The sequence below is a fragment of the Humibacter soli genome (assembly GCF_054779035.1).
Map to the genome: position 1 here is coordinate 1,361,585 of NZ_BAAGYX010000001.1, position 23,206 is coordinate 1,384,790.

26 protein-coding genes, 1 tRNA gene and 1 pseudogene are annotated in these 23,206 nt (G+C 67.1%); 14 read left to right on the top strand and 14 right to left on the bottom strand.

Features of this window, described 5'->3' with window-relative positions; genetic code table 11:
• Positions 1 to 17: 17 nt before the first annotated feature.
• Both ilvD and ACYVDN_RS06365 read right to left on the bottom strand, forming a co-directional pair.
• Entirely contained in the window at positions 18 to 1,712 is a 1,695-nt protein-coding gene (gene ilvD, locus ACYVDN_RS06360) for a dihydroxy-acid dehydratase (RefSeq protein WP_460569549.1), read from the bottom strand.
• A 97-nt stretch (positions 1,713 to 1,809) separates the two neighbouring features.
• Positions 1,810 to 2,412, bottom strand: coding sequence for a TetR/AcrR family transcriptional regulator (locus ACYVDN_RS06365; protein ID WP_460569551.1), 603 nt, complete (start codon positions 2,410 to 2,412; stop codon positions 1,810 to 1,812).
• Between the two features lie 111 nt (positions 2,413 to 2,523).
• Here ACYVDN_RS06365 and ACYVDN_RS06370 point away from each other — a divergent pair, with 111 nt between their 5' ends.
• The gene (locus tag ACYVDN_RS06370) at positions 2,524 to 3,006 is read left to right on the top strand and encodes a DUF2871 domain-containing protein (RefSeq protein WP_460569553.1); all 483 of its coding nucleotides are present in this window, start codon (positions 2,524 to 2,526) and stop codon (positions 3,004 to 3,006) included.
• A 44-nt stretch (positions 3,007 to 3,050) separates the two neighbouring features.
• Here ACYVDN_RS06370 and otsB read toward each other — a convergent pair whose 3' ends face one another.
• Together otsB and ACYVDN_RS06380 are read right to left on the bottom strand one after the other, a co-directional pair.
• Positions 3,051 to 3,827 carry a trehalose-phosphatase gene (otsB, locus tag ACYVDN_RS06375; RefSeq protein WP_460569555.1) on the bottom strand — a complete coding sequence of 259 codons (777 nt, stop codon included), beginning with the start codon at positions 3,825 to 3,827 and terminating at the stop codon, positions 3,051 to 3,053.
• Positions 3,824 to 5,338 (bottom strand): alpha,alpha-trehalose-phosphate synthase (UDP-forming), encoded by a 1,515-nt coding sequence (locus tag ACYVDN_RS06380; RefSeq protein WP_460572266.1) that lies wholly within the window; start codon positions 5,336 to 5,338, stop codon positions 3,824 to 3,826. Before ACYVDN_RS06380 ends, otsB begins: the two co-directional genes overlap by 4 nt.
• Positions 5,339 to 5,597: 259 nt before the next feature.
• On the opposite strand from ACYVDN_RS06380, the gene ACYVDN_RS06385 reads away from it, so the two are divergent.
• From ACYVDN_RS06385 to ACYVDN_RS06395, 3 genes are all read left to right on the top strand, one after another.
• Entirely contained in the window at positions 5,598 to 6,437 is an 840-nt protein-coding gene (locus ACYVDN_RS06385; protein ID WP_460569557.1) for a sugar phosphate isomerase/epimerase family protein, read from the top strand.
• Positions 6,438 to 6,529: 92 nt separating this feature from the next.
• Complete coding sequence (locus ACYVDN_RS06390; protein WP_460569559.1) at positions 6,530 to 6,715, top strand: hypothetical protein; 186 nt, start codon at positions 6,530 to 6,532, stop codon at positions 6,713 to 6,715.
• Positions 6,716 to 6,849: 134 nt separating this feature from the next.
• Positions 6,850 to 7,500: a hypothetical protein gene (locus ACYVDN_RS06395; RefSeq protein ID WP_460569561.1), complete on the top strand. Its 651-nt coding sequence runs from the start codon at positions 6,850 to 6,852 to the stop codon at positions 7,498 to 7,500.
• A gap of 154 nt (positions 7,501 to 7,654) precedes the next feature.
• Here ACYVDN_RS06395 and ACYVDN_RS06400 read toward each other — a convergent pair whose 3' ends face one another.
• Both ACYVDN_RS06400 and ACYVDN_RS06405 read right to left on the bottom strand, forming a co-directional pair.
• Complete coding sequence (locus ACYVDN_RS06400) at positions 7,655 to 9,178, bottom strand: ATP-dependent DNA ligase (RefSeq protein ID WP_460569563.1); 1,524 nt, start codon at positions 9,176 to 9,178, stop codon at positions 7,655 to 7,657.
• A gap of 54 nt (positions 9,179 to 9,232) precedes the next feature.
• Complete coding sequence (locus tag ACYVDN_RS06405) at positions 9,233 to 10,609, bottom strand: glucose-6-phosphate dehydrogenase (protein WP_460569565.1); 1,377 nt, start codon at positions 10,607 to 10,609, stop codon at positions 9,233 to 9,235.
• Positions 10,610 to 10,640: 31 nt separating this feature from the next.
• Between ACYVDN_RS06405 and ACYVDN_RS06410 the strand changes: the two genes are divergently transcribed.
• Both ACYVDN_RS06410 and ACYVDN_RS06415 read left to right on the top strand, forming a co-directional pair.
• Positions 10,641 to 12,473: a glycoside hydrolase family 15 protein gene (locus ACYVDN_RS06410; RefSeq protein WP_460569567.1), complete on the top strand. Its 1,833-nt coding sequence runs from the start codon at positions 10,641 to 10,643 to the stop codon at positions 12,471 to 12,473.
• Positions 12,474 to 12,519: 46 nt separating this feature from the next.
• Complete coding sequence (locus ACYVDN_RS06415) at positions 12,520 to 13,248, top strand: VIT1/CCC1 transporter family protein (protein ID WP_460569569.1); 729 nt, start codon at positions 12,520 to 12,522, stop codon at positions 13,246 to 13,248.
• Positions 13,249 to 13,308: 60 nt separating this feature from the next.
• Here the strand turns inward: ACYVDN_RS06415 and ACYVDN_RS06420 are convergent, their stop codons facing one another.
• Both ACYVDN_RS06420 and ACYVDN_RS06425 read right to left on the bottom strand, forming a co-directional pair.
• Complete coding sequence (locus tag ACYVDN_RS06420) at positions 13,309 to 14,403, bottom strand: chitinase (protein ID WP_460569571.1); 1,095 nt, start codon at positions 14,401 to 14,403, stop codon at positions 13,309 to 13,311.
• A gap of 136 nt (positions 14,404 to 14,539) precedes the next feature.
• Positions 14,540 to 15,124 carry a cysteine hydrolase family protein gene (locus ACYVDN_RS06425; RefSeq protein ID WP_460569572.1) on the bottom strand — a complete coding sequence of 195 codons (585 nt, stop codon included), beginning with the start codon at positions 15,122 to 15,124 and terminating at the stop codon, positions 14,540 to 14,542.
• A 189-nt stretch (positions 15,125 to 15,313) separates the two neighbouring features.
• Here ACYVDN_RS06425 and ACYVDN_RS06430 point away from each other — a divergent pair, with 189 nt between their 5' ends.
• Positions 15,314 to 16,054, top strand: coding sequence for a class I SAM-dependent methyltransferase (locus ACYVDN_RS06430; protein WP_460569574.1), 741 nt, complete (start codon positions 15,314 to 15,316; stop codon positions 16,052 to 16,054).
• A 147-nt stretch (positions 16,055 to 16,201) separates the two neighbouring features.
• Positions 16,202 to 16,277: transfer RNA gene (locus ACYVDN_RS06435), tRNA-Lys, on the top strand.
• A gap of 48 nt (positions 16,278 to 16,325) precedes the next feature.
• On the opposite strand, the gene ACYVDN_RS06440 is transcribed toward ACYVDN_RS06435, so the two are convergent.
• Positions 16,326 to 17,000: a Rossmann-fold NAD(P)-binding domain-containing protein gene (locus ACYVDN_RS06440; RefSeq protein ID WP_460569576.1), complete on the bottom strand. Its 675-nt coding sequence runs from the start codon at positions 16,998 to 17,000 to the stop codon at positions 16,326 to 16,328.
• Between the two features lie 95 nt (positions 17,001 to 17,095).
• Between ACYVDN_RS06440 and ACYVDN_RS06445 the strand changes: the two genes are divergently transcribed.
• The gene (locus ACYVDN_RS06445; RefSeq protein WP_460569578.1) at positions 17,096 to 17,257 is read left to right on the top strand and encodes a hypothetical protein; all 162 of its coding nucleotides are present in this window, start codon (positions 17,096 to 17,098) and stop codon (positions 17,255 to 17,257) included.
• 30 nt (positions 17,258 to 17,287) lie between these two features.
• On the opposite strand, the gene ACYVDN_RS06450 is transcribed toward ACYVDN_RS06445, so the two are convergent.
• From ACYVDN_RS06450 to ACYVDN_RS06460, 3 genes and pseudogenes are all read right to left on the bottom strand, one after another.
• The gene (locus ACYVDN_RS06450) at positions 17,288 to 17,869 is read right to left on the bottom strand and encodes a carboxymuconolactone decarboxylase family protein (RefSeq protein ID WP_460569580.1); all 582 of its coding nucleotides are present in this window, start codon (positions 17,867 to 17,869) and stop codon (positions 17,288 to 17,290) included.
• Positions 17,856 to 18,194 (bottom strand): hypothetical protein, encoded by a 339-nt coding sequence (locus ACYVDN_RS06455; protein WP_460569582.1) that lies wholly within the window; start codon positions 18,192 to 18,194, stop codon positions 17,856 to 17,858. The genes ACYVDN_RS06450 and ACYVDN_RS06455 overlap by 14 nt, the downstream gene beginning before the upstream one ends.
• Before the next feature lie 43 nt (positions 18,195 to 18,237).
• Positions 18,238 to 18,303: pseudogene (locus ACYVDN_RS06460) on the bottom strand (DUF503 family protein); the annotation flags it as partial.
• Positions 18,304 to 18,352: 49 nt separating this feature from the next.
• Between ACYVDN_RS06460 and ACYVDN_RS06465 the strand changes: the two are divergent.
• On the top strand, positions 18,353 to 19,138 hold the full coding sequence (locus tag ACYVDN_RS06465; RefSeq protein WP_460569584.1) for a nucleotidyltransferase domain-containing protein: 786 nt from the start codon (positions 18,353 to 18,355) through the stop codon (positions 19,136 to 19,138).
• Between the two features lie 28 nt (positions 19,139 to 19,166).
• Here the strand turns inward: ACYVDN_RS06465 and ACYVDN_RS06470 are convergent, their stop codons facing one another.
• Positions 19,167 to 19,343 carry a hypothetical protein gene (locus ACYVDN_RS06470; protein WP_460569586.1) on the bottom strand — a complete coding sequence of 59 codons (177 nt, stop codon included), beginning with the start codon at positions 19,341 to 19,343 and terminating at the stop codon, positions 19,167 to 19,169.
• Positions 19,344 to 19,501: 158 nt separating this feature from the next.
• Between ACYVDN_RS06470 and ACYVDN_RS06475 the strand changes: the two genes are divergently transcribed.
• From ACYVDN_RS06475 to ACYVDN_RS06490, 4 genes are all read left to right on the top strand, one after another.
• On the top strand, positions 19,502 to 20,620 hold the full coding sequence (locus ACYVDN_RS06475; RefSeq protein WP_460569588.1) for a fatty acid desaturase family protein: 1,119 nt from the start codon (positions 19,502 to 19,504) through the stop codon (positions 20,618 to 20,620).
• Between the two features lie 421 nt (positions 20,621 to 21,041).
• On the top strand, positions 21,042 to 21,245 hold the full coding sequence (gene cspE, locus ACYVDN_RS06480) for a cold-shock protein (protein WP_460569590.1): 204 nt from the start codon (positions 21,042 to 21,044) through the stop codon (positions 21,243 to 21,245).
• A 137-nt stretch (positions 21,246 to 21,382) separates the two neighbouring features.
• Positions 21,383 to 22,180 carry an FIG domain-containing protein gene (locus tag ACYVDN_RS06485; RefSeq protein WP_460569592.1) on the top strand — a complete coding sequence of 266 codons (798 nt, stop codon included), beginning with the start codon at positions 21,383 to 21,385 and terminating at the stop codon, positions 22,178 to 22,180.
• An 87-nt stretch (positions 22,181 to 22,267) separates the two neighbouring features.
• Positions 22,268 to 22,939: a GAP family protein gene (locus ACYVDN_RS06490; protein ID WP_460569594.1), complete on the top strand. Its 672-nt coding sequence runs from the start codon at positions 22,268 to 22,270 to the stop codon at positions 22,937 to 22,939.
• Positions 22,940 to 22,960: 21 nt separating this feature from the next.
• On the opposite strand, the gene ACYVDN_RS06495 is transcribed toward ACYVDN_RS06490, so the two are convergent.
• Complete coding sequence (locus ACYVDN_RS06495) at positions 22,961 to 23,161, bottom strand: hypothetical protein (protein ID WP_460569596.1); 201 nt, start codon at positions 23,159 to 23,161, stop codon at positions 22,961 to 22,963.
• Positions 23,162 to 23,206: the final 45 nt, after the last annotated feature.

The window sequence follows — 23,206 nt, forward strand, 5'->3', positions numbered from 1 at the left end:
CTGTACGAACGCGAGTGCTACCCCGTGACCGCGCCCTCCGCAGCGGAGTGCACGAGCTTGGAGTATTTCGCGAGAACGCCACGGGTATAGCGCGGGGGAAGAGGCTCCCAGCCTTCCCGGCGGGAGGCCAGCTCGGACTCGTCGACAAGTAGGTCGAGTGAGCGAGCCGCGATATCGACCCGTATCAGATCACCATCGCGCACGAAGGCGACTGGACCACCGTCCACCGCTTCGGGTGCTATGTGGCCGATGCACAGCCCGGTTGTGCCGCCTGAGAATCGACCGTCCGTCAATAGTAGTACATCCTTGCCGAGCCCAGCGCCCTTGATGGCGGCGGTGATCGCCAGCATCTCGCGCATGCCAGGGCCGCCCTTGGGGCCCTCGTAGCGGATGACCACCACGTCGCCGTGATCGATCCTGCCCTCGGTCAGCGCGTCCATCGCCTCGCGCTCCCGCTCGAACACGCGGGCCGGTCCCTCGAACACCGTGGCGTCGAATCCGGCGGTCTTCACCACTGCGCCGTCAGGCGCGAAGCTGCCCTTCAGAATGGTCAGGCCGCCGGTCGGGTGCAGCGGGTTGTCGAGCGCGCGGAGCACCTTGCCGTCGAGCGGCTCGGGGTCGAGCTCTGCGAGGTTCTCCGCGACGGTCTTGCCGGTCACGGTCATGGCGTCGCCGTGCAGCAGGCCGGCATCCAGCAGCGCCTTCATGAGCACCGGGATTCCACCGTGGCGGTCGACGTCGTTCATGACGTACTTGCCGAACGGCTTCATGTCGGCGATGTGGGGAACCTTGTCGCCGATCCGGTTGAAGTCGTCGAGGGTGAGCTCGACCTCGGCCTCGTTCGCGATCGCGAGCAGGTGCAGCACGACATTGGTGGAGCCGCCCAGTGCCATGGCGACGGTGATGGCGTTCTCGAACGCCTTCTTGGTCAGGATGTCGCGCGTGGTCAGTCCCAGCCGCATCATGTTCACCACGGCCTCGCCCGAGCGGTGCGCGTAGTAGTCACGGCGACGGTCGGCGGCCGGCGGGGCCGCGGACCCCGGGATGCTCAGCCCGAGCGCTTCGGCGACGGATGCCATCGTGTTGGCCGTGTACATACCGCCGCACGCGCCTTCACCTGGGGCGATCGCGCACTCGATGCGCTTGAGGTCTTCGAGGCTCATGGTGCCTGCCTTGCACGCGCCGACCGCCTCGAAGGAGTCGATGATGGTGACATCCTTCTCGGTTCCGTCGCTGAGCTTGACCCAGCCGGGGGCGATCGAGCCTGCGTAGAGGAAGACGGATGACAGGCCGAGGCGGGCGGCAGCCATCAGCATGCCGGGGATGGACTTGTCGCAGCCTGCGAGCAGCACGGAGCCGTCGAGGCGCTCGGCCATCATGACGGTCTCAACCGAGTCGGCGATGACCTCGCGCGACACGAGCGAGAAGTGCATGCCCTCATGGCCCATCGAGATGCCGTCTGAGACGGAGACGGTGCCGAACTCGAGCGGGTATCCCCCGCCGCCGTGCACGCCCTCCTTCGCCGCCTGAGCGAGACGGTCGAGCGACAGGTTGCACGGCGTGATCTCGTTCCACGAGCTCGCAATGCCGATCTGCGGCTTGTCCCAGTCCTCGTCTCCCATGCCGACCGCGCGGAGCATGCCCCTGCTGGTCGTGGCTTCGATCCCGTCGGTGACGACGCGGCTGCGCGGCTTCATGTCGATCTCTGGCATGAAGACGAGTCTAGGACCGGGTACCGGCGCCCCATGACGGATGCCTGGTGCCCTCGCTACCAGGCGCCGCGGGCCTCACGGGCCGAGGCCGCCCGGGTCAGCCGGCGGCGGACGGCGACCGCATCATGCCGAGAGCGGCATCGCAGCACGCGGCGACGACGACGTCGATCGGCACCCCCGCGTCGAGCTGCCCGAACCCGGTCTCCACGATGCCGAAGGTGATCGCGGTGGCCAGTCGCGAACGCACGCCGTCGTGCCCGAGAAGGTCTTGCCATGCTGCGGTCAGTGGCTCTCGGAGGTCGGTGTGCGCGGCATCCGCCGACGCAGTGGCCGCAGCGGAGTCCGGGAGCGATCGGACGGCATCCATCAGCCAGGCGTGCCCGGATGCCGCTGCCTGGCGCAGATTCGCCTCGACCCAGGCGGTCACGCGGCCCTGCGGCGTCGCCTCGCGCTCGAGCGCGGACGAGACGGCCGCCATCCACTCGGGCAGATGTCGGGAGACCACGAGTGCGCGCAGGTCGTCGATGCTGTCGACGTAGCGGTAGATGCTGTTCCGGGCGATGCCGGCCGCCGAGCTCACGGCTCCCGCGGTCAGCTGGCCGGAGTCGCCCGCTCGCATGATCTGCTCGGCGGCGGCCACCAGCCTCGCCTGCACCTGCGCTCGGTGTTCGGCGACCGTCGGCGCGGCGATCCTCGGCACCCGATCACCTCCGATTGCGACAGCCTGTCGCCAACTTGACGACACCTCGTCCCCAACCTTAGCCTGGTGCATGTTTAGCGACACCCTGTCGCTGATTGTGAGGAGACCAGGATGCCCGAGACCACGTCCAACACCCGAAATCGCTTCGGACGCACAGAGAGGGCGCTCTTCATCGGCGCCGCAGTCTGGACCGGCATCGGCCTGGCTGGGGGCCTCGCGTTCCGCGAGATCACCAAGTCCACGGGGTTCGACGGCTATACAGAACTGAGTGTCGTGCACACGCACGCTCTCGTGCTCGGCACGGTCGTGATGCTCGCGGTGCTGTCGTTGAATCGCGTCTTCACTCTTGGCGCGGACCGCAGGATGCGCTGGTTCCTCTGGGTCTGGAACGCGAGCCTCGCCGTCACCGTCGGTGCGCTCGCACTCAAGGGGACCCTGCAGATCGTGACGCCGGCGGTCGCGGACTCCCCGGTACTGGCCGGCATCGCGGGCATGGGTCACATCGGGCTCACCGTGGCCTTCGTGCTGTTCTTCGTCGCGTTGGGATCGCGGCTTCGGGCGACAAGGGCAACCCCGGCGCGCGACGAGGTCTGACCGGTCTCGCCCCAGCCGGTCGGCGTCGCCTCAGCTCGCGGTCTTCAGATCCTGGTCGAGGCGCGGGCCGAAGCGAGTGCCGCGAGCACCTCGCCGACGGCCTCAGGATCGGCCACCCGGTGAGCTGCTCGCGTGGCGCCGTCGCCGACCTTCAGTCCGACGTCGTCGCCGGCGAGAACGCCGAAGCCGTCCTCGTCGGTCACGTCGTCGCCCGCGAAGAACACGCCCGTCGCGTCGACGTGGCGCCGCAGCACCTCGATGCCGTCGCCCTTCGTGGCGTCGCGCACCGCGAACTCCAGGATGTCCTTGCCTGCACGCTCGATGAACCCGCCGAGTTCCGCTGCGGCGGCCCGCGCTTCGGACTGAGCCCTCGAGGCATCGGCGGCGTCCGCTACTCCGCGGGTGTGCAGACCCAGGCCGACCGGCTTGTGTTCGATGAATGCGCCGGGCGTGTGCGAGGCGATGTCATCCAGCTTCTCGCTCAACGAGTGGAGAGCGGCTCGCTCACCGTCGCTGAGACCGACGTCGACCGCTCCGCCGGTGAGTCGCACTTCGACGCCGTGCGAGGCGATCAGCAGGGCTGACTCGTCGGCCTCAGTGACCCGCACCAATCCGGCGAGCGGACGTCCGGAGACGAAGGCGACCCAGGTGTCGGGCAGCGCCTCGAGCTGATCGATGGCCCGCCTAGCGACGGGCAGCACCCGTGACTCCGAGGGGTTGTCGACCAATGGGCTGACGGTGCCGTCGAAGTCGAGAGCGACCAGAAGGCGAGGTGTGGCGGCGAGCCGGGCGATCGCATCCGGCAGCGAGTTCGCGCTCATCGTGCGGAGTGCTCCTGTGACTCGGCCTGCAGGTCGGTCGTTACCCGAGGCTGCTCGGCGATCTCGTGAGCTCCGTAGTCGTCGTCGTTCGTCACGTGGGTCAGCGCGTCGAAGAACGTCGCGGACCAGCGCTGCACATCGTGGGTGATGACCCGCTTGCGCAGAACACGCATGCGCCGCGCCCGCTCCCGCTTCGGCATTTCGATGGCGCGGAGCATTGCTTCCTTCATGCCGTCGATGTCGTGCGGGTTGACCAGCAGAGCCTGCCTGAGCTCGTCGGACGCCCCCGTGAACTCGCTCAGCACGAGAACGCCGTCGGAGTCGATGCGACTGGCCACGTATTCTTTGGCAACGAGGTTCATGCCGTCGCGAAGCGCGGTGACGAGCATGACATCGGCGGCGAGGTAGAGCGCCACCATCTCTTCACGCGGATAGCCCTGGTGAAGATAGCTGATCGCCGTGTGGCTGATCGTCGAGTAGTCGCCGTTGATGCGGCTGACCATCAGCTCGACCTCGTCGCGCAGCTGTTTGTACGTCTCAACGCGTTCCCGCGAGGGACTCGCCACCTGCACGAGAGTGATGTCGTCGGCATCCACAGAGCCGTCACGCAAGAGCTCGCCGTACGCCTTGAGCCTGTGCCTGATGCCCTTCGTGTAGTCGAGCCTGTCGACGCCGAGCATGATCGTCTTCGGGTTGCCGAGCTCCTCGCGGATCTGCCGGGCCCTCGCCTGGATGTCCGGCCGATTCGCCAGCTCCTGATAGTGCGCCGCGTCGATGGAGATCGGGAACTGCTTCGCCAGCACGGTACGAACACGCACACCGCGGCGATTCGTCTTCACGTGACGGTGGCCGACCGCCTCGCCGTCCGCGAGAGGAACGTCGATGACCGATCCGCGGCTCTCGTACCCGAGAAGGCGGCGAACGGCGCGCGAGAAGTTGCCGGCATCCGCGAGGCGCTGGAAGCCGATGACGTCCGCGCCGAGCAGCCCCTCGACGACCTGCTTGCGCCACGGCAGCTGGGCGTAGATGCCGTATGCGGGGAACGGAATGTGATCGAAGAATCCGATCACGAGGTCGGGGCGCGCATCGCGCAGCATCTTCGGCACGAGCTGCAGCTGGTAGTCGTGCACCCAGACGACCGCACCCGGCGCGGCCGAATCGAGGGCGGCGTCCGCGAACCGGCGATTCACCTGCACGTACGCGTCCCACCACTCGCGGTGGAAGCTCGGCGGCGCAATCACGTCGTGGTAGAGCGGCCACAGCGTGTCGTTCGAGAACCCCTCGTAGTAGTACTCGATCTCCTGAGCGCTGAGGGAGACCGGCCTGATGTCGATGTCGTCGGCACGGAACGGCTCGAACTCCGCGTCGGGGATGCCCACCCATCCGATCCAGACGCCGTCCTCGCGCTTCATGATCGGCTCCAGCGCGGCGACCAGCCCGCCGGGCGACGGGCGCCAGACGGCGTCGGCACCCTCCCCGGAGACGTGATCGACCGGCAGCCGGTTCGACACGATCACCAGATCGAACTTTCTGGCAGCGGCATCCTTTGCCGACTTGCCCCCTGGCGAATTGCCCTTGGCTGACGTGCCTGGTGCCGAGCCGTTATCGCTGCGCGCGGGTTCGTCGTGTGCGGACTTCGAAGGAATGAGCGCCTCCTGACCTGGATGCCTTTTGGCGTGAAGAAACGTTACCAGTCGGTCATGGGGCTCTCTCATGAGATCAGCACGATCGAAACCGCCCGTTCACACCGCACGCATAGCGTCATCATCGATGATCGCGATCGGAATGAGCACAGCGTGCGCATACCCGCACGGCACTGAACAGGCCTTCGCACTCGCAGCCCGGCTGGGCTTCGACGGCATCGAGGTGATGGTCACCCGAGATCGCCGCACTCAAGACGCCGACGTCTTGAACACCTATTCTGAGCGATACGGGATGCCCGTGCTCTCCATCCATGCACCCGTGCTGGTCTTCACGCAGTTCGTCTGGGGTCTCGACCCGGTCGTCAAGCTGGAACGGTCGGCACAACTGGCTCAGGCGGTCGGCGCGCCGACCGTTGTGGTGCATCCGCCGTTCCGCTGGCAGGGGCGCTACGCGACGCACTTCACCGCCATCGTGCGTGAGATCAGCAATCGCACCGGAGTCGACCTTGCCGTCGAGAACATGTTCCCGCTGAACGTCGCCGGACGCCGACGTGTCGTGTACTCGCCAGGATGGGACCCGGTGACGATCGACTGCGACTCCGCAACCCTCGACTTCTCGCACGCGGCGCTGGCCGGACAGAACAGTGCCGAGATCGCCCGCCGTCTCGGCGACCGCCTGCGGCATCTGCACCTGTGCGACGGGTCGAAGTCGGTGTACGAAGGCGGGGTCTTCGACGAGCACCTGCCGCCGGGCGAAGGACGGCAGCCGGTTGCGGAGGTTCTCGAATACCTCGCACACCGCGATTGGCACGGCAGCGTGGTGGCAGAGGTGGCATCGCACGGCAGAACCGACGAGGAGCGTGCGGATCGTCTGGCGCGCACCGTCTGGTTCGCGCGCGCCGCCCTCCACAGCGGCCGCACCCGCAGACGCGAGGTCGAGCCGACAGCACTGGGCACCCTGGGCTGAGAACGCAACCCCCTGGCCGCCGCGCGAGCCCGGTGTGTAGCGTGGGGCCGAATGATTCGATCGGCAGCGTGACGCTGGGCAAGGGGGCACGAATGCGCAAGTACCTGCTGAACTGGGGGGTCGTCACCACGGTGCTCGGCGTGATCTCGGTCATCCAGACGACCAAGAACTCGCCGAGGGACTGGCGAGTGGTGCTCGCGTGGGCCAGCTGGGTGCTCTCGTTGGCCGTCGTCATCACGAGCGTGCACGATCGTTCGAAGGAACTCGAGACTGACTAGGCGCGCCAACCGCTCCAACCGCCGACCCGCTGTGATGCTCCTTTGAAGGCGGCGTGTCCCGGGCGTCCGCGAGCCGGTATCGGTGACACTGTCATGGCGGGGGTTTCGCTGCCAGAAGTGAATGGAGTTCCACCATGTTCGGTCGTCGGAGGCATGCCGCAGCGCCGGCTGCCCCCAGTGCTGTGGTCGTTCCGACCCCCGCTCCCCTCCCCCGCCTCGCGGAAGAGCAGATCTTCGAGCTCGTGCACACCCGAATCGCTGCGGCGATCGGCGAGGGCGGCGACTGGGTCGTACGCAGGCGAACGGATGACGACACCGACGACATCTTCCGCTCCGTGCTCGCGCACCAGGTAGCGATCGACGTGACCGCTGCGCTGCGCAGCGCCCAGTCGCAGCTTGAGGCCGGCGAGCCGATCACGGTCTCGTTGGCAACGGGCCCCATTCCGATCGTGGCAGGCACCTCTCTCGCGGGAGCGGCCGCTGCGGTCCCCGCGAACGTGGAGACTGCCGCCCCCGTCGAAGCGGCCGAGGGCGAACCCGAGCTCACGCCGGTTGCAGTGATGGAGACGCCCGAAGCCGCCGCCGCACCGGAGCAGACGTCCGAAGCCGAGCACGTGCCGACTCACCGGCACGACGAGCCGGCCGTGGACGACGAAGCCGAACTCGACGAAGACGCGGTCGCTCTCCAGTGGGAGCCGGCGCCGATCACCGTCTGGACAGACCTGAAGCGCCCGGTCACCGGACCGATCGCACTCGAGAACCTCAAGCGCGACCTCGTAGCCTGAGCCTCGTCTCCCCTACCGTTGATTGAGTCGCTACCGCTGGTCGAGTAGCGCGGCGGCGGAGCCGTCACGCGTATCGAGACCGTGTGTGCGGCCGAATGGGCCTCTATACGCGTGCCTCCGGCGCGCTACTCGACCAGCGGAGTGCGGCAGTCGCCTACGACCGCAGCATGGCGCGCAGCGTCTGAATCGTGTCGGCCTGCTCAGGGAGCTTGTCCTCCCGGTAGCGCTTGACCCTCGCGAACCGCAGGGCGATGCCTCCCGGATACCGCGACGACCCCTGCACCCCGTCGATCGCCACCTCGACGACGGTCACGGGCGCCACCCACACGGTGCCCGGCGTACGACGAACCTCGATCTGCTGAAAGCGCTCGGTCTGCCACCGCAGAATCTCGTCGGTGAGCCCCTTGAACGTCTTTCCCACCATGACGAAGCCGCCAGGCTCACCGAACTCCCCCGCCGGGTCCAGCGCGCCGAGATGCAGATTGGACAGCCATCCGCGTCGCCGCCCCGATCCCCACTCGCACGCCAGCACGACGAGGTCGTACGTGTGCACCGGCTTCACCTTGACCCAGCTGGAACCCCGGCGCCCGGCGGCGTAGAGCGTATCGATGCCCTTGACCACGACACCTTCGTGCCCCTTGGCGAGCGCTTCGGTGGATAACTGCTCGGCCTCGACCGGGTCGGCAGTCACGATTCCCGGCATCAGCAGGTGAGGTGCGATGCGCTCGAGCTCGGCGCGACGGATGTGCAGCGGTTCGTCGAGCAGGTCTCGGCCGTCGACGTGGAGCACGTCGAAGAACCACGGTCGCAGCACCGTCTCGCGTGCGACCTCGGCTCCAAAGCGCGACATGGTCTCCTGGAAGGGGCGCGGTGCGCCGTCCTCGCCGAGCGTCAGCGTCTCGCCGTCAAGGATGACGTCGCGGGCAGGCAACGCCAGCACCTGCTCGACCACCTCGGGAAGCCGATGCGTCACGTCGGCCAGGCTGCGGGTGAACACCCGCACGTCGTCGCCGTGACGGTGCACCTGGATGCGCGCGCCGTCGAGCTTGTATTCGACAGATGCTTCGCCGGTGACCGCGAGCGCCTCAGCCACGGTCGGTGCGGAGGCCGCCAGCATCGGCAGCACGGGCCTGCCCACCACGAGCCCGACCTCTGCCAGCTCTTCTTCCGTGCCGGTGAGAGCCAGTCGTGCTGTGCCGCCCAGGTCTCCGGAGAGCATCGCCGCCCGGCGCACGAGCTCGATCGGCCGCCCTGCAGCCTTCGCGATCGCGTCGGTGACGACTCCCTCGAGCGCCCCGGTGCGCACCTCGCCGAGCAGCACGCGCACCAGCAGGGACTGCTCCGACGCGGTCGCTCGGCGCATCACGCCCTCGAGCAGAGCCGTGCGAGTCGCTGCCGATCCCCCGCCGGAGATCGCCGCCAGGGTCGCGAAGAGCTCATCGACGTCGCCGATCGTGAGAGTTCCCACGTCTGCCGGCGGCACATCGAGTGTCGAGAGTCCGCGCCATCCGACTCCGAGCCTGCCCTGCCTCGGCTTGCCGACGAGGAGCCCGATCACGGGCACGAACTCGTCGTCGCCGAGGCGTGAGAGAAGGCCGGCGATGGCGTCCACCTTTGCCAGCCGGGACCGCGTCGCGGTCACATCATCGACGGTCGAGACCAACTCGGCGAGCAGCACGTCTTCAGTGTGTACCAGGCCGACGACATCCGACCTGCATCCGACGGGAGTCGACTACGGAATGGCCGGCCACTCGGCGGGTCCGATCGACCCGGCAACGTAGTCGTCGAGCGGCACGTCGTCCTTGCGCCAGGCCGCGATCACCGGGTCGACGATGCGCCAGCACTCCTCCGCTGTATCCCCTCGCACGGAGAGCGACGGGTCGCCGTCGAGCAGGTCCGCGATCACCTCGCCGTATGCGAGCAAGGCGCCAGGGCCGAAATCAGCCTCGAGCTTGGCACGCGAGAGGTACTTCGGATCCCCAGGTCCGTTGGTGTTCAACTCGAGAGCCATCTCGTCCGGGCCGAGTCTGAGGCGCAAACGTGTCGGATGCACGACTCCGCGCAGCCCGGTCGGAACGTGCTGCGCGTCACGGAACGTGAACACGATCTCGTGCCGCGGCACTCCGATCGCCTTCCCCGAACGCAACGTGAATGGCACGCCCGCCCAGCGCCAGTTGTCGATCGCCAGCGTGACCTGCGCAAGGGTCTCCGTCTCGGCCTCGGGGTCCACGCCCTCTTCGTCGACGTACGACGGGAACAGCCTGCGCCCGATCTTGCCCTTCGTGTACCTGCCCCGACGGCTGGATGCCACGGGATCGTCATCCCACACGTGCGTCGCCCTCAGCAGGATGGCCTTCGCGTCACGCAGGTCGTCGGCGCCGAGCGTTGCCGGTGCCTCCATCGCGGTGACGGCGAGCACCTGCAGAAGGTGGCTCTGGATCATGTCGACGAGCGCGCCCGCGTGGTCGTAGTAGCCGGCGCGACCTTCGAGGCCGAGCAGCTCGTCGTACACGATGTCCACCCGCTCGACGTGCTGCGAGCTCCACAGCGGCTCGAAGATGCGGTTCGAGAAACGGAGCCCGAAGAGGTTCTGCACCGTCGAGTTGCCGAGGAAGTGGTCGATGCGGTGCACCTGGTTCTCCGGCACCAGGGCGGTGATCTTGCGATTCAGAGCCGCGGCGCTGCGTCGATCGGTGCCGAACGGCTTCTCCAGCGCGAGTCGGGTACCCTTCGGCAGCTCCACGTCGGCCAGAGCGGCGGCAGTCACCTTGGTGACAGCGGGCGGGAGCGCGAAGTACAGCGCGGGCGTTCCTTCGGCCCGTGCGAGCAAGGCCTTCAGATCGGCCGGCACGGTGACATCCATCGACACGTACTCGGTGGATGCCAGCAGCGCGTCCACCGCCGGTCCGTCGGCTTTCGAGTGGGCGAACGAGGTACGCACGACATGCTTCCAGTGCGCGGCGGTCCAGTCCTCGGAGCCTGCTCCGATGAGCGTGACGCGCCGACCGGGATCCTTCGTCAGCACCTGGCCGAGCGCCGGCAGGAGCAGGCGTGAGGTGAGATCGCCGCTCGCACCGAAGATGATCAAAGTCTGCACGGCCTGGGTCATGTCTTTCACGCTACCTGGGAGGATGGCGGATATGGCGTTGGCGATCGAAGATTATGCCCTGATCAGCGACTGTCGAACGGGTGCGCTCGTCGGCAAGGACGGCAGCATCGACTGGCTCTGCATGCCTCGCTACGACTCGGCTTCGGTGTTCGGCGCCCTGCTCGGCACGGAGGACCAGGGACGCTGGCTGCTCGCACCATCCGACCCGACCGCCACCGCGGAGCGTCACTACCGGGGCGACTCCTTCGTGCTCGTGACGACCTGGGCGACGTCGTCCGGCGTCGTCGAGGTGACGGATGCCATGCCTCGCGGCGACGACTGCGCCAACGTCGTGCGGCGCATCCGCGGCATCTCGGGCGAGGTCGAGATGCACGTCGAGCTGCGCATGCGGTTCAGCTACGCGACGGCAGTTCCCTGGGTACAGCAGCTGCGGGACAAGGACCACACGCTCGAGGCGGTGGCTGGGCCGGACGCACTGGTCATCCGCGGGGTCGAGCTGGCGCCGACGGACCATGTGCACGAGGCGACCTTCACGGTGCGATCCGGCCAGGTGATCGACCACACGCTTACGTGGTATGCGTCGCACAAGCCGGCACCCGATCCGATCGATATGCCGAAGGCCATCGCCACGACCGAGAAGCTCTGGGATGACTGGGCATCCACTTTCACGCACCGCGGGTCCTACTGGGCTGAGGTCCTCCGATCCCTGCTCGTGCTGCGCGCCCTCACCCACGAGGAGACAGGGGGCATCGCGGCGGCTGCCACGACGTCGCTCCCTGAGAGCTTCGGCGGCACCCGCAATTGGGACTACCGCTATGTCTGGTTGCGCGATGCGTCCCAGACGCTCAGCGCACTGCTCGCGCACGGATATCTCGAGGAGGTCGACCAGTGGCGCATGTGGCTGCTGCGGTCTCTGGCCGGGGACCCGAGCGACGTGCAGATCATGTACGGGCTCGCGGGCGAGCGGTTCCTTCCCGAGTACGAACTCGACTCCTTCCCCGGGTACCACGGGGCGAAGCCGGTGCGCATCGGCAACGAGGCCGCCAAGCAGTTCCAGGCCGACGTGATCGGCGAGGTGATGATCGCGCTCCATGACGCGCGGCTCGTCGGCATCAAGGAGAACGACTTCTCCTGGTCGCTGCAACGCGCCCTGATGGGACGCCTCGACAAGGTCGCACACAAGCCCGATCAGGGCATCTGGGAGATCCGCGGTCCCGCCCGCGACTTCACGCACTCCCGCGTCATGGTGTGGGCAGCGTACGACCGCGCCATCCACGCCGTCGAGGAGTTCGGACTCGAGGGTCCGGTCGACCAGTGGCGGGAGCGACGAGCCGCCCTGCGCCGCGAAATCGAACGGCACGGCTACGACCCGCGTCGCAACACGTTCACTCAGCACTTCGAGACGGCAGAAGTGGATGCTTCGCTGCTGCAGCTCTCGCAGGTGGGCTTCGTCGCCCCTGACGATCCGCGAATGCTCGGCACCGTGCAAGCCATCGAGGACGACCTGATGGACCACGGATTCCTTCTTCGCTACCGCTCGACGCACGACCTCGACGGGTTGCCCGCCGGCGAGCATCCGTTCCTGGCGTGCTCGTTCTGGCTGGTCGAGCAGTACGCACGTTCGGGCCGTATCGATGCCGCGAACGAGCTCATGCACAGGCTCTGTGGTGTCGCGAACGATGTCGGACTTCTCAGCGAGGAGTACTCGCCGTCGTCCGGTCGGCAGGCGGGCAACACCCCGCAGGCTTTGTCGCACCTCGCGTTGGTGCGGGCGGCCGATGCGATCGCGAGCGCGGAGGGTTACGGCGAGGTGATCGTGGGCGGCGGCTCTCCGTCGCGGCGGCTGGGAGAAACCGACCAGTAGGCATGCAAGGCGAAAGCGGCCGATGCCGAACCTTTAGGCTGTCGTGGTGCCTGAATCGCCCGTATCGCTTTATCGCGACCCGCACGAATACGATCACCGCCACTCGGATGTCTCTGGCGGATGGCTGCGAGCCGCCGTCTTCGGCGCGATGGACGGACTCGTCACCAACATCGCGCTGATCGCCGGAATCGGGGCCGCCGGTGCGTCGCGCGACACGATCATCCTGACCGGCGTCGCCGGCCTCGTCGCCGGTGCCTTCTCGATGGCGCTCGGCGAATACACATCGGTCACGACCCAGAACGAGCAGGTCGACAAAGAAGCCGCCGTCGAGCGCGGCGCACTGCACCGCAACCCGGTCGGAGAGATGCAGGAGCTCTCCGGCATGTTCCAGCAGATGGGCATGTCGGCCGACACCGCCGCGAAGGCGGCCGAGGAAGTGCATGACAACCCAGACCGTGCCCTGCGCGTGCATGTCACGCAGGAGCTCGGTGTCGATCCCGAGTCGAAGCCGTCGCCGTGGATCGCCGCGATCTCATCGTTCGTGATGTTCGCGATCGGCGCGGTGATCCCCCTGCTCTCCTTCCTGTTCGGCTCCTCCGAGCTCTGGCTGGGGCTCGCGGTCGGCGGCGTCGGACTGCTCGTCGCCGGAGCCTTCGCCGCGTACTTCACGGGCAAGGCGTGGTGGCGAGGCGCACTGCGCCAGTTGCTCTTCGGCGCCATCGCGGTCGCAGCCACCTATCTCGTCGGCCACCTGCTGGGCGTCAGCGCGGGCTGACGCCTGCACGGGATGACCCACACGACCGCAAGCGATCGCGCAGGTCATCCCGCATGAGCATCAGAACCAGGCGTTGAACGCCGCGTACGCCTTGCTGAAGCCCCACGTCGGCTGAACGACGCCCGAGCACGAGTTGGCGCCCTTGGTGCCGGGGCATCCACCGTTGTCACGCTGCAGAGCCCAGAAGCTCATCGTCTGCACGCCGTGCGATTGCGCCCACGAGACCAGTGGAGCCGCCTGCGCGAGCGGGAACGTCTCCTCGGGCCCGTAATCGTCGATGCCGTTCATCTGGATGATGCCGACAGTGCTCCACAGCACGCGGGAGGATGCGCCGGGCAGGATCGTCTGCTTCAGCTGCGTCGTGAGGGCGGTCGCCGCGGACTCGGCGTCGGTCAGCATGTCGTGCGTTGCGCCGTCCCAGTAGTCGAACGTCATGACGTTGACGTCGGCGATCTTCGCGCCGTACTTCGCTGCGGACTGGAGGACTGCGACACCGGTGGGCGCCAGGCCCTGCGGAGTCGACGGCAGCGTGTACGAGAACGACACCGGCCAGTGGTTCGCCTTGCCCCACTTCTCGACCTCGGCGATGGCCTGGTTGCGACGATCGACGCCCGCCTGGTTCGTGATCGAGTCGGCCTCGACGTCGAGATCGATCCGCTGAACCTTGTAGGCGGCGAAGACGTTTTCGAACGCGCGCGCGATGCTGTGCACATCGGTACAGCTGTCCGCGATGTCGGTGTTCGTGGTGTCGGCCGAATAGCCGCCGAACGACGGGATGACATCCCCTCCCCGCGCGCGGATGCGGTCGAACTGCGCGCCGTACACGTCAGGGGCGGCCGGCGTCGCGGTGTTGCCTGCCCAGTAGGGCGTGCACGAGCCCTGCGCCTCCGTCTGGAGGAACGCGAGCGTGAGGTACTTCGAGCCCGATTGCTGCGAGAGGTCCGCGAGGTCGCCGACGCTGGTGACATCGACATACGGCGCGGCGACATGTGCCCTCAACGGAAGGCCCGGCACCACGACCGTGTGCGAGTGCGGGGTCGGCAACCACGGGTTCGGTCCGCCCGAACCGGCTGCCGACGCGGGGCCCGCCACGGCGAGAACGGCGGCCGCCGCGACGGCGACCCCCGTTGCCACCAGAAGCACTGTTCGTTTCATTTCCTGCTCCCTTGCATGAACGCGTCACGATGACGCACGGATGGCTTCGGCGGCCGGCAGATTAGTTAGTAGTCCTAACAAACCTTCGAGCATCCAGCCTACTGAGAGCATTGCCACCCGTACAAGGGTCAAGACGTCAGGCGCGGAGCTCCCCGACGAAGTCGTCGATCGTGGTAACGATCGCCTGCTTGGGGAATACCTTCTGCGTGAGCACGCGATGCACCTCGTCGTCGGAGTCGAAGCATCCGTCCTCGAGCACGATCAGCCGATAGTCGCGGTCGGAGGCGTCGCGCAGCGTGGTCAGCACGACGCCGCTGGTCGCTATGCCCGAGAGTACGAGCGTGTCGATGCCACGCGCGCGCAACTGCTCGTCGAGGTCGGTCGTGCCGAGAGCACCGACCCGGCGCTTGCGAACGACGATCTCGCCGTCGGCGGGGGCGATGCGCGGATCGACCTGCGTGTGCGACGCGTCCGCGTCCAGACGGCCGGATGCCGCTGCCGCGTGGAAGCGGAGGTTCGACTCCGGAACCTCGGCCGCCTCCTCCGGCGTGATCGCCACCCGCACGTAGCCGACCGTGATGCCGGCGTCGCGTGCGGCGGAGCGGGCGGAGAGCAGGCCGCCGATGAAGCCGTCGGCATCCGGGAGGCTCGCGGTGATGGAGGGCTGCAGGTCCATGATCAGCAGCGCAGTGGAACTCGGCATGATGTTCAGTTCTGGCACGGCCCGGACGTTACCACCGCCGCCGATGTGGTGCCGAGCGCACTGTCACCTCCTCCCCCGTCCCGAAGAGCACGAGAACGAGGCTCAACGGGCGTGGATCCAGTTCTTCAGCAGTGCCGGAGAAGCCGCCGAACCTCATCGTCCCCAGCGGTGGTGAAAGATGAGTACCGAGGTGAGAAGGAGGCCATCATGTCGGCGCGGCCGAAGGGAAAGTACGGCATCGACGCTCCGGCCGTCCCTCTGGGATGGGGAGCCAGCACGGTGGCCTGCGCGGTGCTCGCCGTCGTGTTCGCTCCGGTGGGGTCCGACTGGTCGATCTGGCTCTCGGCCTACTTCGGGGTGCTCGCCCTGCTCTCCGCCGTCGGCACGTTGCTCTACCTGCGGGCATCCCTGGTCGGAAAGTTCGAGATCTGGCGCGAGGTGATCTCCGCGCTCGCGTTGCGCGGCGACGAGCGGGCGCTCGACCTGGGCTGCGGACACGGCACGGTTTCCGTTCTGCTCGCCCAGCAGCTGCCGAACGGCCGGGTCATGGGGATCGACCTCTGGCGCAGCGTCGACCAGTCGGCAAACTCGATCGAGGCGGCGACGCGCAACCTGGTCGCGAACGGCGTGGATGACCGGGTCGGCCTCGAGACGGGCGACATGACATCCCTCCCCTACGCCGACGCGTCCTTCGACCTCGTCACGGCCAGCCTCGCCGTGCACAACCTCCGAACGGCCGACGCCCGACGGGGTGCGATCCTCGAGGCGCTCCGCGTGCTGCGCCCGGGTGGAAGGCTCGTCATCGTCGACATCCAGCGCGTGCGCGAGTGCACCGCGGTCGTGCGCGATCGGGGCCTCGCCGTCAACGAATCACGCGACCTTGGATGGCGCATGTGGTGGACCGGACCGTGGTTCCCGACCCGGCTGTTGATCGCGACCGCGGCATAGCTGACGGTTGGTTTCATCGCACGATCGCCGCACAGCCCGGCGCACCATCCTCACCAAGGGACCGACACCGGCGCGGATTCGACCCGACCCCCGACCGGATGCTATCGTTGTGCTTCGGTTCGGCAGTCCTCGTGGATGCCGCACTATGCACCTCTAGCTCAATCGGCAGAGCAACTGACTCTTAATCAGTGGGTTCAGGGTTCAAGTCCCTGGGGGTGCACCAGAGTAAACGAGGCCCCGTGCACCATGGTGAACGGGGCCTCGTAGCGTCTCAGTAAGGCTGCACCTCGAGCTCGGTCGCGAAGGTGCGGAAGCGATCACGTTCGGTGTGCATCTTCCACAGCAGTTCAGCGAGGACTTCGGGATCTTTCTGCTCGTCGCCGCGGATGATGCCGCCGGGGATGATCAGCTGGGCAACGTGGATCTCGGTGTCGCGCAGTGCCTGATCGAGCATCTCCGCATACGCCGTCTCGGCCGCGAAGGCGATCGACGTGCCCGCGAAATGCTGCACCGGCTGCACGGCGCTGCCGCCGTTGACGAAGAGGAACGTGCCCCGGCCGAGCACCCGCATGCCCTGCAGCACTTGGTGTACCGCGGCCACCGGACCCAGTACAGAGAACTCGAACGCGGCCTGGATGTCGTACACCGTGGACTCGAACAGCGGTCGCAGAAAGTCCTTCGCGGGCAACGGGTTGTAGCTCAACACCTCGATCGGGCCGAGATCCTGCGCCGCGAGGTCAAGGGCCCGCACAAGCTGGTCGGGAGTGCGCACGTTGGCGGCGTACCCCTTCGCGACGATGCCATCCGCGGCGAGGTCCTCGGCGAGGGCATCCAACCTCTCCTGGCTGCGGGAGATGAGCGCGATGCTGAAGCCTTCGCAGCCGAAACGGCGGGCGAGCGCCTCGCCGAGCTGACGGCCTGCGCCGATGATCGCCATAGTGGTCATGTGCTGTTCCCTTCGTCGTCCGGACGATCTTCTCAGACTCGCCGACGATGGGTTACTTCGCTCCGGCGGGCGTTGCTCCCCTAGGGTGGTGAGCCATGGATCTGCTCATCCTCGCGGCGATCGTGGTCGTGGTGCTCGCTGCCATCAGTGTGCTGGCATACCTCCGTCGAATCGCGTCGGCGACCGAACGCATCGCTGACGCGCTCGAGCGGCAGCCGGCGTCCGTGTCGCACGAGGACGCACCCGAGCGTCCCTGACCGGTCGGGCAGGAGGCCTTCGGCACCGACCTACGAGTACCCGCGCTTCAGGAGCATTCCGGCCGCGGTGTCGAAGTCCTTCGCTGATGGAATGTCGAAGTCGAGCGCATTCGCGTACCGGGTGATGACCGCGAAGAGGCTCGCGACTGCTGCGGCGTCTTCTAGGTCGTCACGGGTCAGCCCTGCGGCGAACGCGGCTCGTGCGTCATCCGCGCTGAGCTCATCGGGGATACGGGTCATCTTCTCGATGAACGTCAGCGCCGCCGCGAGCTTCGCGGAGATCGGAGCCGTGCGGTAGTCCGCCAAGACGGCATCGACCACCGACTTGTCCGTCCCTCGCACCGCGATCGCACCGTGCGCGCCGATGCAGAACGGACAGCTGTTCCACGTCGCGACGCTCGCGGCCATCAGCTCGCGCTCCGACACCGACCAGCCGCTGGGCCCCCGCATCGTCTTCTGCGTCCACGCACCGAGCGCGGGACCCGCGAAGTCGTTGCGATAGAACGCCACGCGTGCAGCATCGGGCAGCCGCATCCCGGAAACGCGCGAGATCATTGCGATCAGCATGCGGTGACGCATCGTGTCGCCGCGCTCGACCTCAGGAAGTCGCACCGTCCGCCTCCCGAATCGCCTTCGCGGCGACGTCCCACCGCCTCAACCCCGCGCCGATCGACGCGGTCAGCACCACCTCGAACGCATCACGTTCAGATCCGACGTCCCGAAGCACGGCGTCCACCTGCACATCCGTGACGCGAAACGAGTCCTCACCAATCTGGCGCGCAAGCGTGTCATACGGCTCAGGCACTGCTGTCGGGTCGCCGGCGCCGCGGGCGAGGATGCCGAGCCTGAGATCACGTTCGAGGGTGCCCGACTGCTCCACCCTCGAACGAAGATCGGCGGCGAGCTGCGCGTGCGCGCGCCCTACGTCTCGGGACATGCGGCGACTCTACGCTGGGCCTCCACCGCTCGAAAGACGGTTCACGCTTCTCCTTCAACGAGTGCACGTCGCCGAGCAGCAGGTCGAACTCGATCCATCCGATCCACATCCGCTCTAGTCTGCCCGACCGGGCGCTAGCGCATCGCTAGCGTGAACGTATGGATGATGAGGCTTTCGTGATGCACGTCGGCGATAGTCTGGCGGGGCTGCCGGGCGTCGAGGCTGTGACGCTCGGCGGGTCGAGAGCTGAGGGCACGAATCGCCCGGACAGCGATTGGGACTTCTCCCTTTACTATCGCGGCCATTTCGACCCGCAGGATCTGCGCGACCTCGGTTGGCCGGGCGAAGTCTCCGAACTCGGCGGCTGGTCGTCTGTTGAGCACGGCGTCTTCAACGGCGGCGCATGGCTCGAGATCGATGGTCGTCGCAGCGACGTGCACTACCGCGATCTGGATGTCATCGACCGGGTCATCGCATCCGCGCGCGAAGGCCGGTTCGAGGTCGAACCGCTCTGGTTCCATCTCGCGGGCATCCCGTCCTACCTGGTGCTCGCCGAACTCGCCACCAAGCGGGTCATCGTTGGCGAGCTTCCCGAGGTGGAGTACCCTGACGCGCTTCGAGAGAAGGCGCCTGCACGGTGGTGGGACCAGGCAGATGCGGAGCTTGGATACGCACGAAGCAACCACGCGGCGGCGGGCCGGCTGACCCAATGCGTCGGGCTCGTCGCGCGCGCAGCTTCGTGCGCAGCCCATGCCATCCTCGCCGCGAAGGGCGTCTGGGTCACGAACGAGAAGCAGTTGTTCGCGCGTGCAGGCTTGGGCGACATCGATCTCATCCTCGCCGAGGCGACCTCAGACCCCGCTGTCCTCGTCGACGTCGTCGACAGAGCCCGAGCCGTATGCGAAAAGACCCTCAGCTCGGCGAGGGCGACGACGACCATCTGACCTGAACCGGGTCGACGACCACAAGCCCCTAGACGGTGTCCACCGGCCCGTACAGACGCACGAACGCCACGCGCGGGTTGGTGCCACGCTTCCGATTGGAGAAGAGCACGATGCCCGATGCCTCGAGATCGACCAACGGCTCGCCGATGTCGGCCACCGCGATGCTTGTCACGGCGGGATCGCTCATGAGCACGACCCGGGACACCCTTCGAGCCTAGAAGACGCGCACACAGACATACGACCGCTCTGCCAGGCGATTGCCGGTTTCGCGGCCCGCTCCACGGTTACCGTAAGACTAGCGATCGGCGGTCTGCCCTTGGCACACATCTGGCCCCCGGGCCGCTGATCAGACAGGCACCGTCGATGTCGATACCTTCTACCGTCACACTCCTGGAGGGTCGACTGGGCGCCATCCGAACCGCAACGGCGCGGCTCGAGGCGCAACCGAACCTCACGGTCTCGTACACCGCGGTCTCCCGCGAGGTGAAGGCGCACGGCCTCCTCGGCAGGACTCGCCTGTTCTACGTGTCTCTCATGATCGGACTCGTCGCCGCGATGGCTGGTGTCGTGGCCGGCATGGTCGTCATGGGCCCGAGCTGGTTCCAGCTGATCCTCGCCGGGGTGCTGGGTCTGATCCTCACCCAGTTCGCGTTCCTCGCTCACGAGGCTGCGCACAGGCAGGTGCTGGCATCCGGACCGGCGAACGATCTGATCGGCCGCTTCGTCGGAACCTTCGTGATCGGCATGAGCTACGCGTGGTGGATGAACAAGCACAGCCGCCACCACGCGAACCCGAACCAAGTCGGCAAGGACCCCGACATCGAGGTAGACACCATCTCGTTCCTCGAAGAGGATGCGGCAGCGCAACGCGGCCTGCTGGCATGGGTCACACGGCGCCAGGGCTACCTGTTCTTCCCGCTGCTGACTCTCGAGGGGATCAATCTGCACTTCACGTCGTTCCGGCTGCTCTGGAGTAAATCACCGGTGAAGCGACGCAAGACCGAGATCGCGCTCATCGCCGCGCGCTTCGCGCTCTACCTGGGCGCACTCTTCTGGCTTCTGCCGCCCGGCATGGCCGCTGCGTTCCTCGGGGTGCAGCTCGCCGTCTTCGGCGTGTACATGGGGGCATCCTTCGCCCCGAACCACAAGGGCATGCCGATCGTTCCCGCAGACGTCAAGCTCGACTTCTTCAGCAAGCAGGTGCGCACGTCGCGCAACATCAAGGGCGGGTGGTGGGCCACGGCGCTCTTCGGCGGCCTGAACCACCAGGTCGAACACCATCTGTTCCCGAGCATGCCCCGTCCTCACCTGTCGAAGGCGCGCCGAATCGTGCGAGAGCATTGCCACGACACCGGCGTGCCGTACACTGAGGCGACGTTGGTGCAGTCCTATGCCATCGTCATCGCCTATCTCAACAAGGTCGGTCTGCAGGCGCGAGATCCCTTCACCTGCCCGGTCGTCGCCCAATACCGGCGGGCATAGCCCGCTACACTTCATGCACCGCACAAGCCAGAGCCGGCTCACCAAGCGGCCCGACGAAACGACTCATCGATCTACTTCCCCGCATTACCCGCTCCCACCGTCGAATGGCGACGGGCAGCAGAAGACGTACACGTGGCGACGGTCTCAGGCGAGTTCGCCGGCTTCGTCGCGTCTCACGACAACTGCTACGAGCTGCGCGACCAGCATTCCGTCCGCATCGGACGCTTCGCAACGCTCGACGCAGCGCAACGCGCGCTGACGCCGTCCTCGACCCTGCCCTCTCGGCGCACCACTCGCCGTCGACGGGCTCTCTCACGCTTCGGCGCGGCATCCGCCACGCCGTCAACGTCCGCGGCGGCGCAGTCGTCGCGGCGATCCCGGCCGTACCCACGGCCCGAAAAAACGAAGGAAAGATGACACTATGCCCACCGGCACCGTGAAATGGTTCAACTCTGAAAAAGGCTTCGGCTTCATCGCACCGGACGACGGCTCCGCCGACGTCTTCGCACACTTCTCGGCGATCTCGGGAAGCGGCTACCGCAACCTCGACGAGGGCCAGAAGGTCGAGTACGACCTCGAGCAGGGCCAGAAGGGTCCGCAGGCCGCCAACATCCGGGCGCTCTGACGGATACCGCCGCTGACGCAGGCGGCCGATCTGGGCGAGATATCCTCTCGCGTCGGGTCGGTCGCCTGCGTCTTTGTGCGCCGGGGCATCCGGGATGACCTCGAAGGTCGACGCTCGCCCCTCGATAGGCTGACCGGGTGACGCACGCGAACGCCGACCTCGAACTCGCCCTCCGCCTCGCCGACGCCGCGGACGCCATCTCGGGGGCACGCTTCCGCGCCAACGACCTGCACATCACCACAAAGCCCGATCGCACCCATGTGACCGACGCCGACCAATCGGTCGAACGGGCCATCCGCGAGCTGCTGGCCGCCGAACGCCCCGACGATTCAATCCTCGGCGAGGAGTTCGGCTCGGCAGACGCCGACCAGGTCCGACATGCCGAGCGACTCTGGATCGTGGATCCCATCGACGGCACGCACAGCTACGAACGAGGCCTTCCGATGTGGGGCACGCTCATCGCGCTCGTCGTCGACGGCGAGCCCGTCGTCGGCGTGGCCAGCTCCCCCGCTCTCGGCAAGCGCTGGTGGGCCTCAACGGGCGAGGGAGCGTGGATGACCGAGGCGGGCTCAGACCCGACCGCGCTGCAGGTGTCGGGCATCCGCAAGCTCGAGGATGCCGCGATCAGCTTCCAGAGCATCGCCCAGTGGGACGACGCCGGTCATCTCGACCACCTGATCGCACTCTCGCGCACGGTATGGCGCGATCGTGCCTACGGGGATGTCTGGGCCTACACCCTTCTCGCGGAAGGGCTCATCGAGGCCGTCGCGGAGTTCGGCCTCCACCCGTACGACATCGCCGCGCTCATCCCGATCGTCCAGGAGGCCGGCGGACGTCTCACCGCGGCCGACGGCGGCCCCGTGCTCTGGGCCGGCACCGCCATCGCGACCAACGGCGAGGTGCACGACCAGCTACTGGCACTGTTGCGCGACTGACCGGCACGATCACTCAGATCAGACGAGGCCCAGCGGCGCACCTGGGTCTAGCCTGGAGGCCAGCTACACGCCTGATCGGAGGCCGGAATGGGACCGCTCATCGGAACGACGTTGCCGCTCGCGATCGGCATCGCGATCAGCCCTGTGCCCGTGATCGCCGCGATTCTCATGCTCCTCTCTCCGAAGGCCAAGAGCACCGGCGTCGGTTTCCTGCTCGGCTGGGTGATCGGCATCACGGTCGCGGTCGTGGTCTTCACGTTGCTGTCGTCGGTTCTTCCGGCGAGCAATCCCGATGCCACCAAGCCGATCATCGGCGTCATCGACATCGTGCTCGGAGTGCTGCTTCTGCTCATCGGAATCCGTCAGTGGCGGAGTCGTCCCGAGCCGGGCGAGGAGCCGAAGCTCCCTGCCTGGATGAAGGCGATCGATACGATGACCGCAGCCCGCGGATTCGTGCTGGGGCTCGTGCTTTCGGCTGTGAACCCGAAGAACCTCCTGCTCGCGGTGGCCGCCGGCCTTGCGATCGGGTCGGCGAGCGTCGTCGCCTGGCAGCAGGTGATCGCCATCATCATCTTCGTGCTGATCGCGTCGTGCACCATCGTCGTGCCGGTCGTGGCCTATCTCCTCGCGTCCAAGGCGATGCGAGGGCCTCTCGACAACCTTCGCCGCTGGCTCGCGGCGAACAACGCCACCATCATGGCCGTGCTGATGTTCGTGATCGGATTCGTGGTCATCGGCAAGGGCATCGCTCAGTTCTGATCTACGTGCCGGTGTCGACGCTCAGGCGTCCTGTCTGACCTCGAGGATCTCGAGCCCCATGTCGGCGATCCTGGCCAGCAGTCCGTGCAGCTCCGTCTGGTCGTGCAGGATGCCGATGAGGATGGTCGTGGCCGGCGCGATCTGCACCGCCTCCATCTCGGGAAACGCGGCAGCGAGCCGATCCGACAACGGGTAAGGAAGCCGAATCTCGTAACGCTTCACGCCCCACCTCCCCCGTCACGACAAGGTTGGAGCATCCTGTCTGAG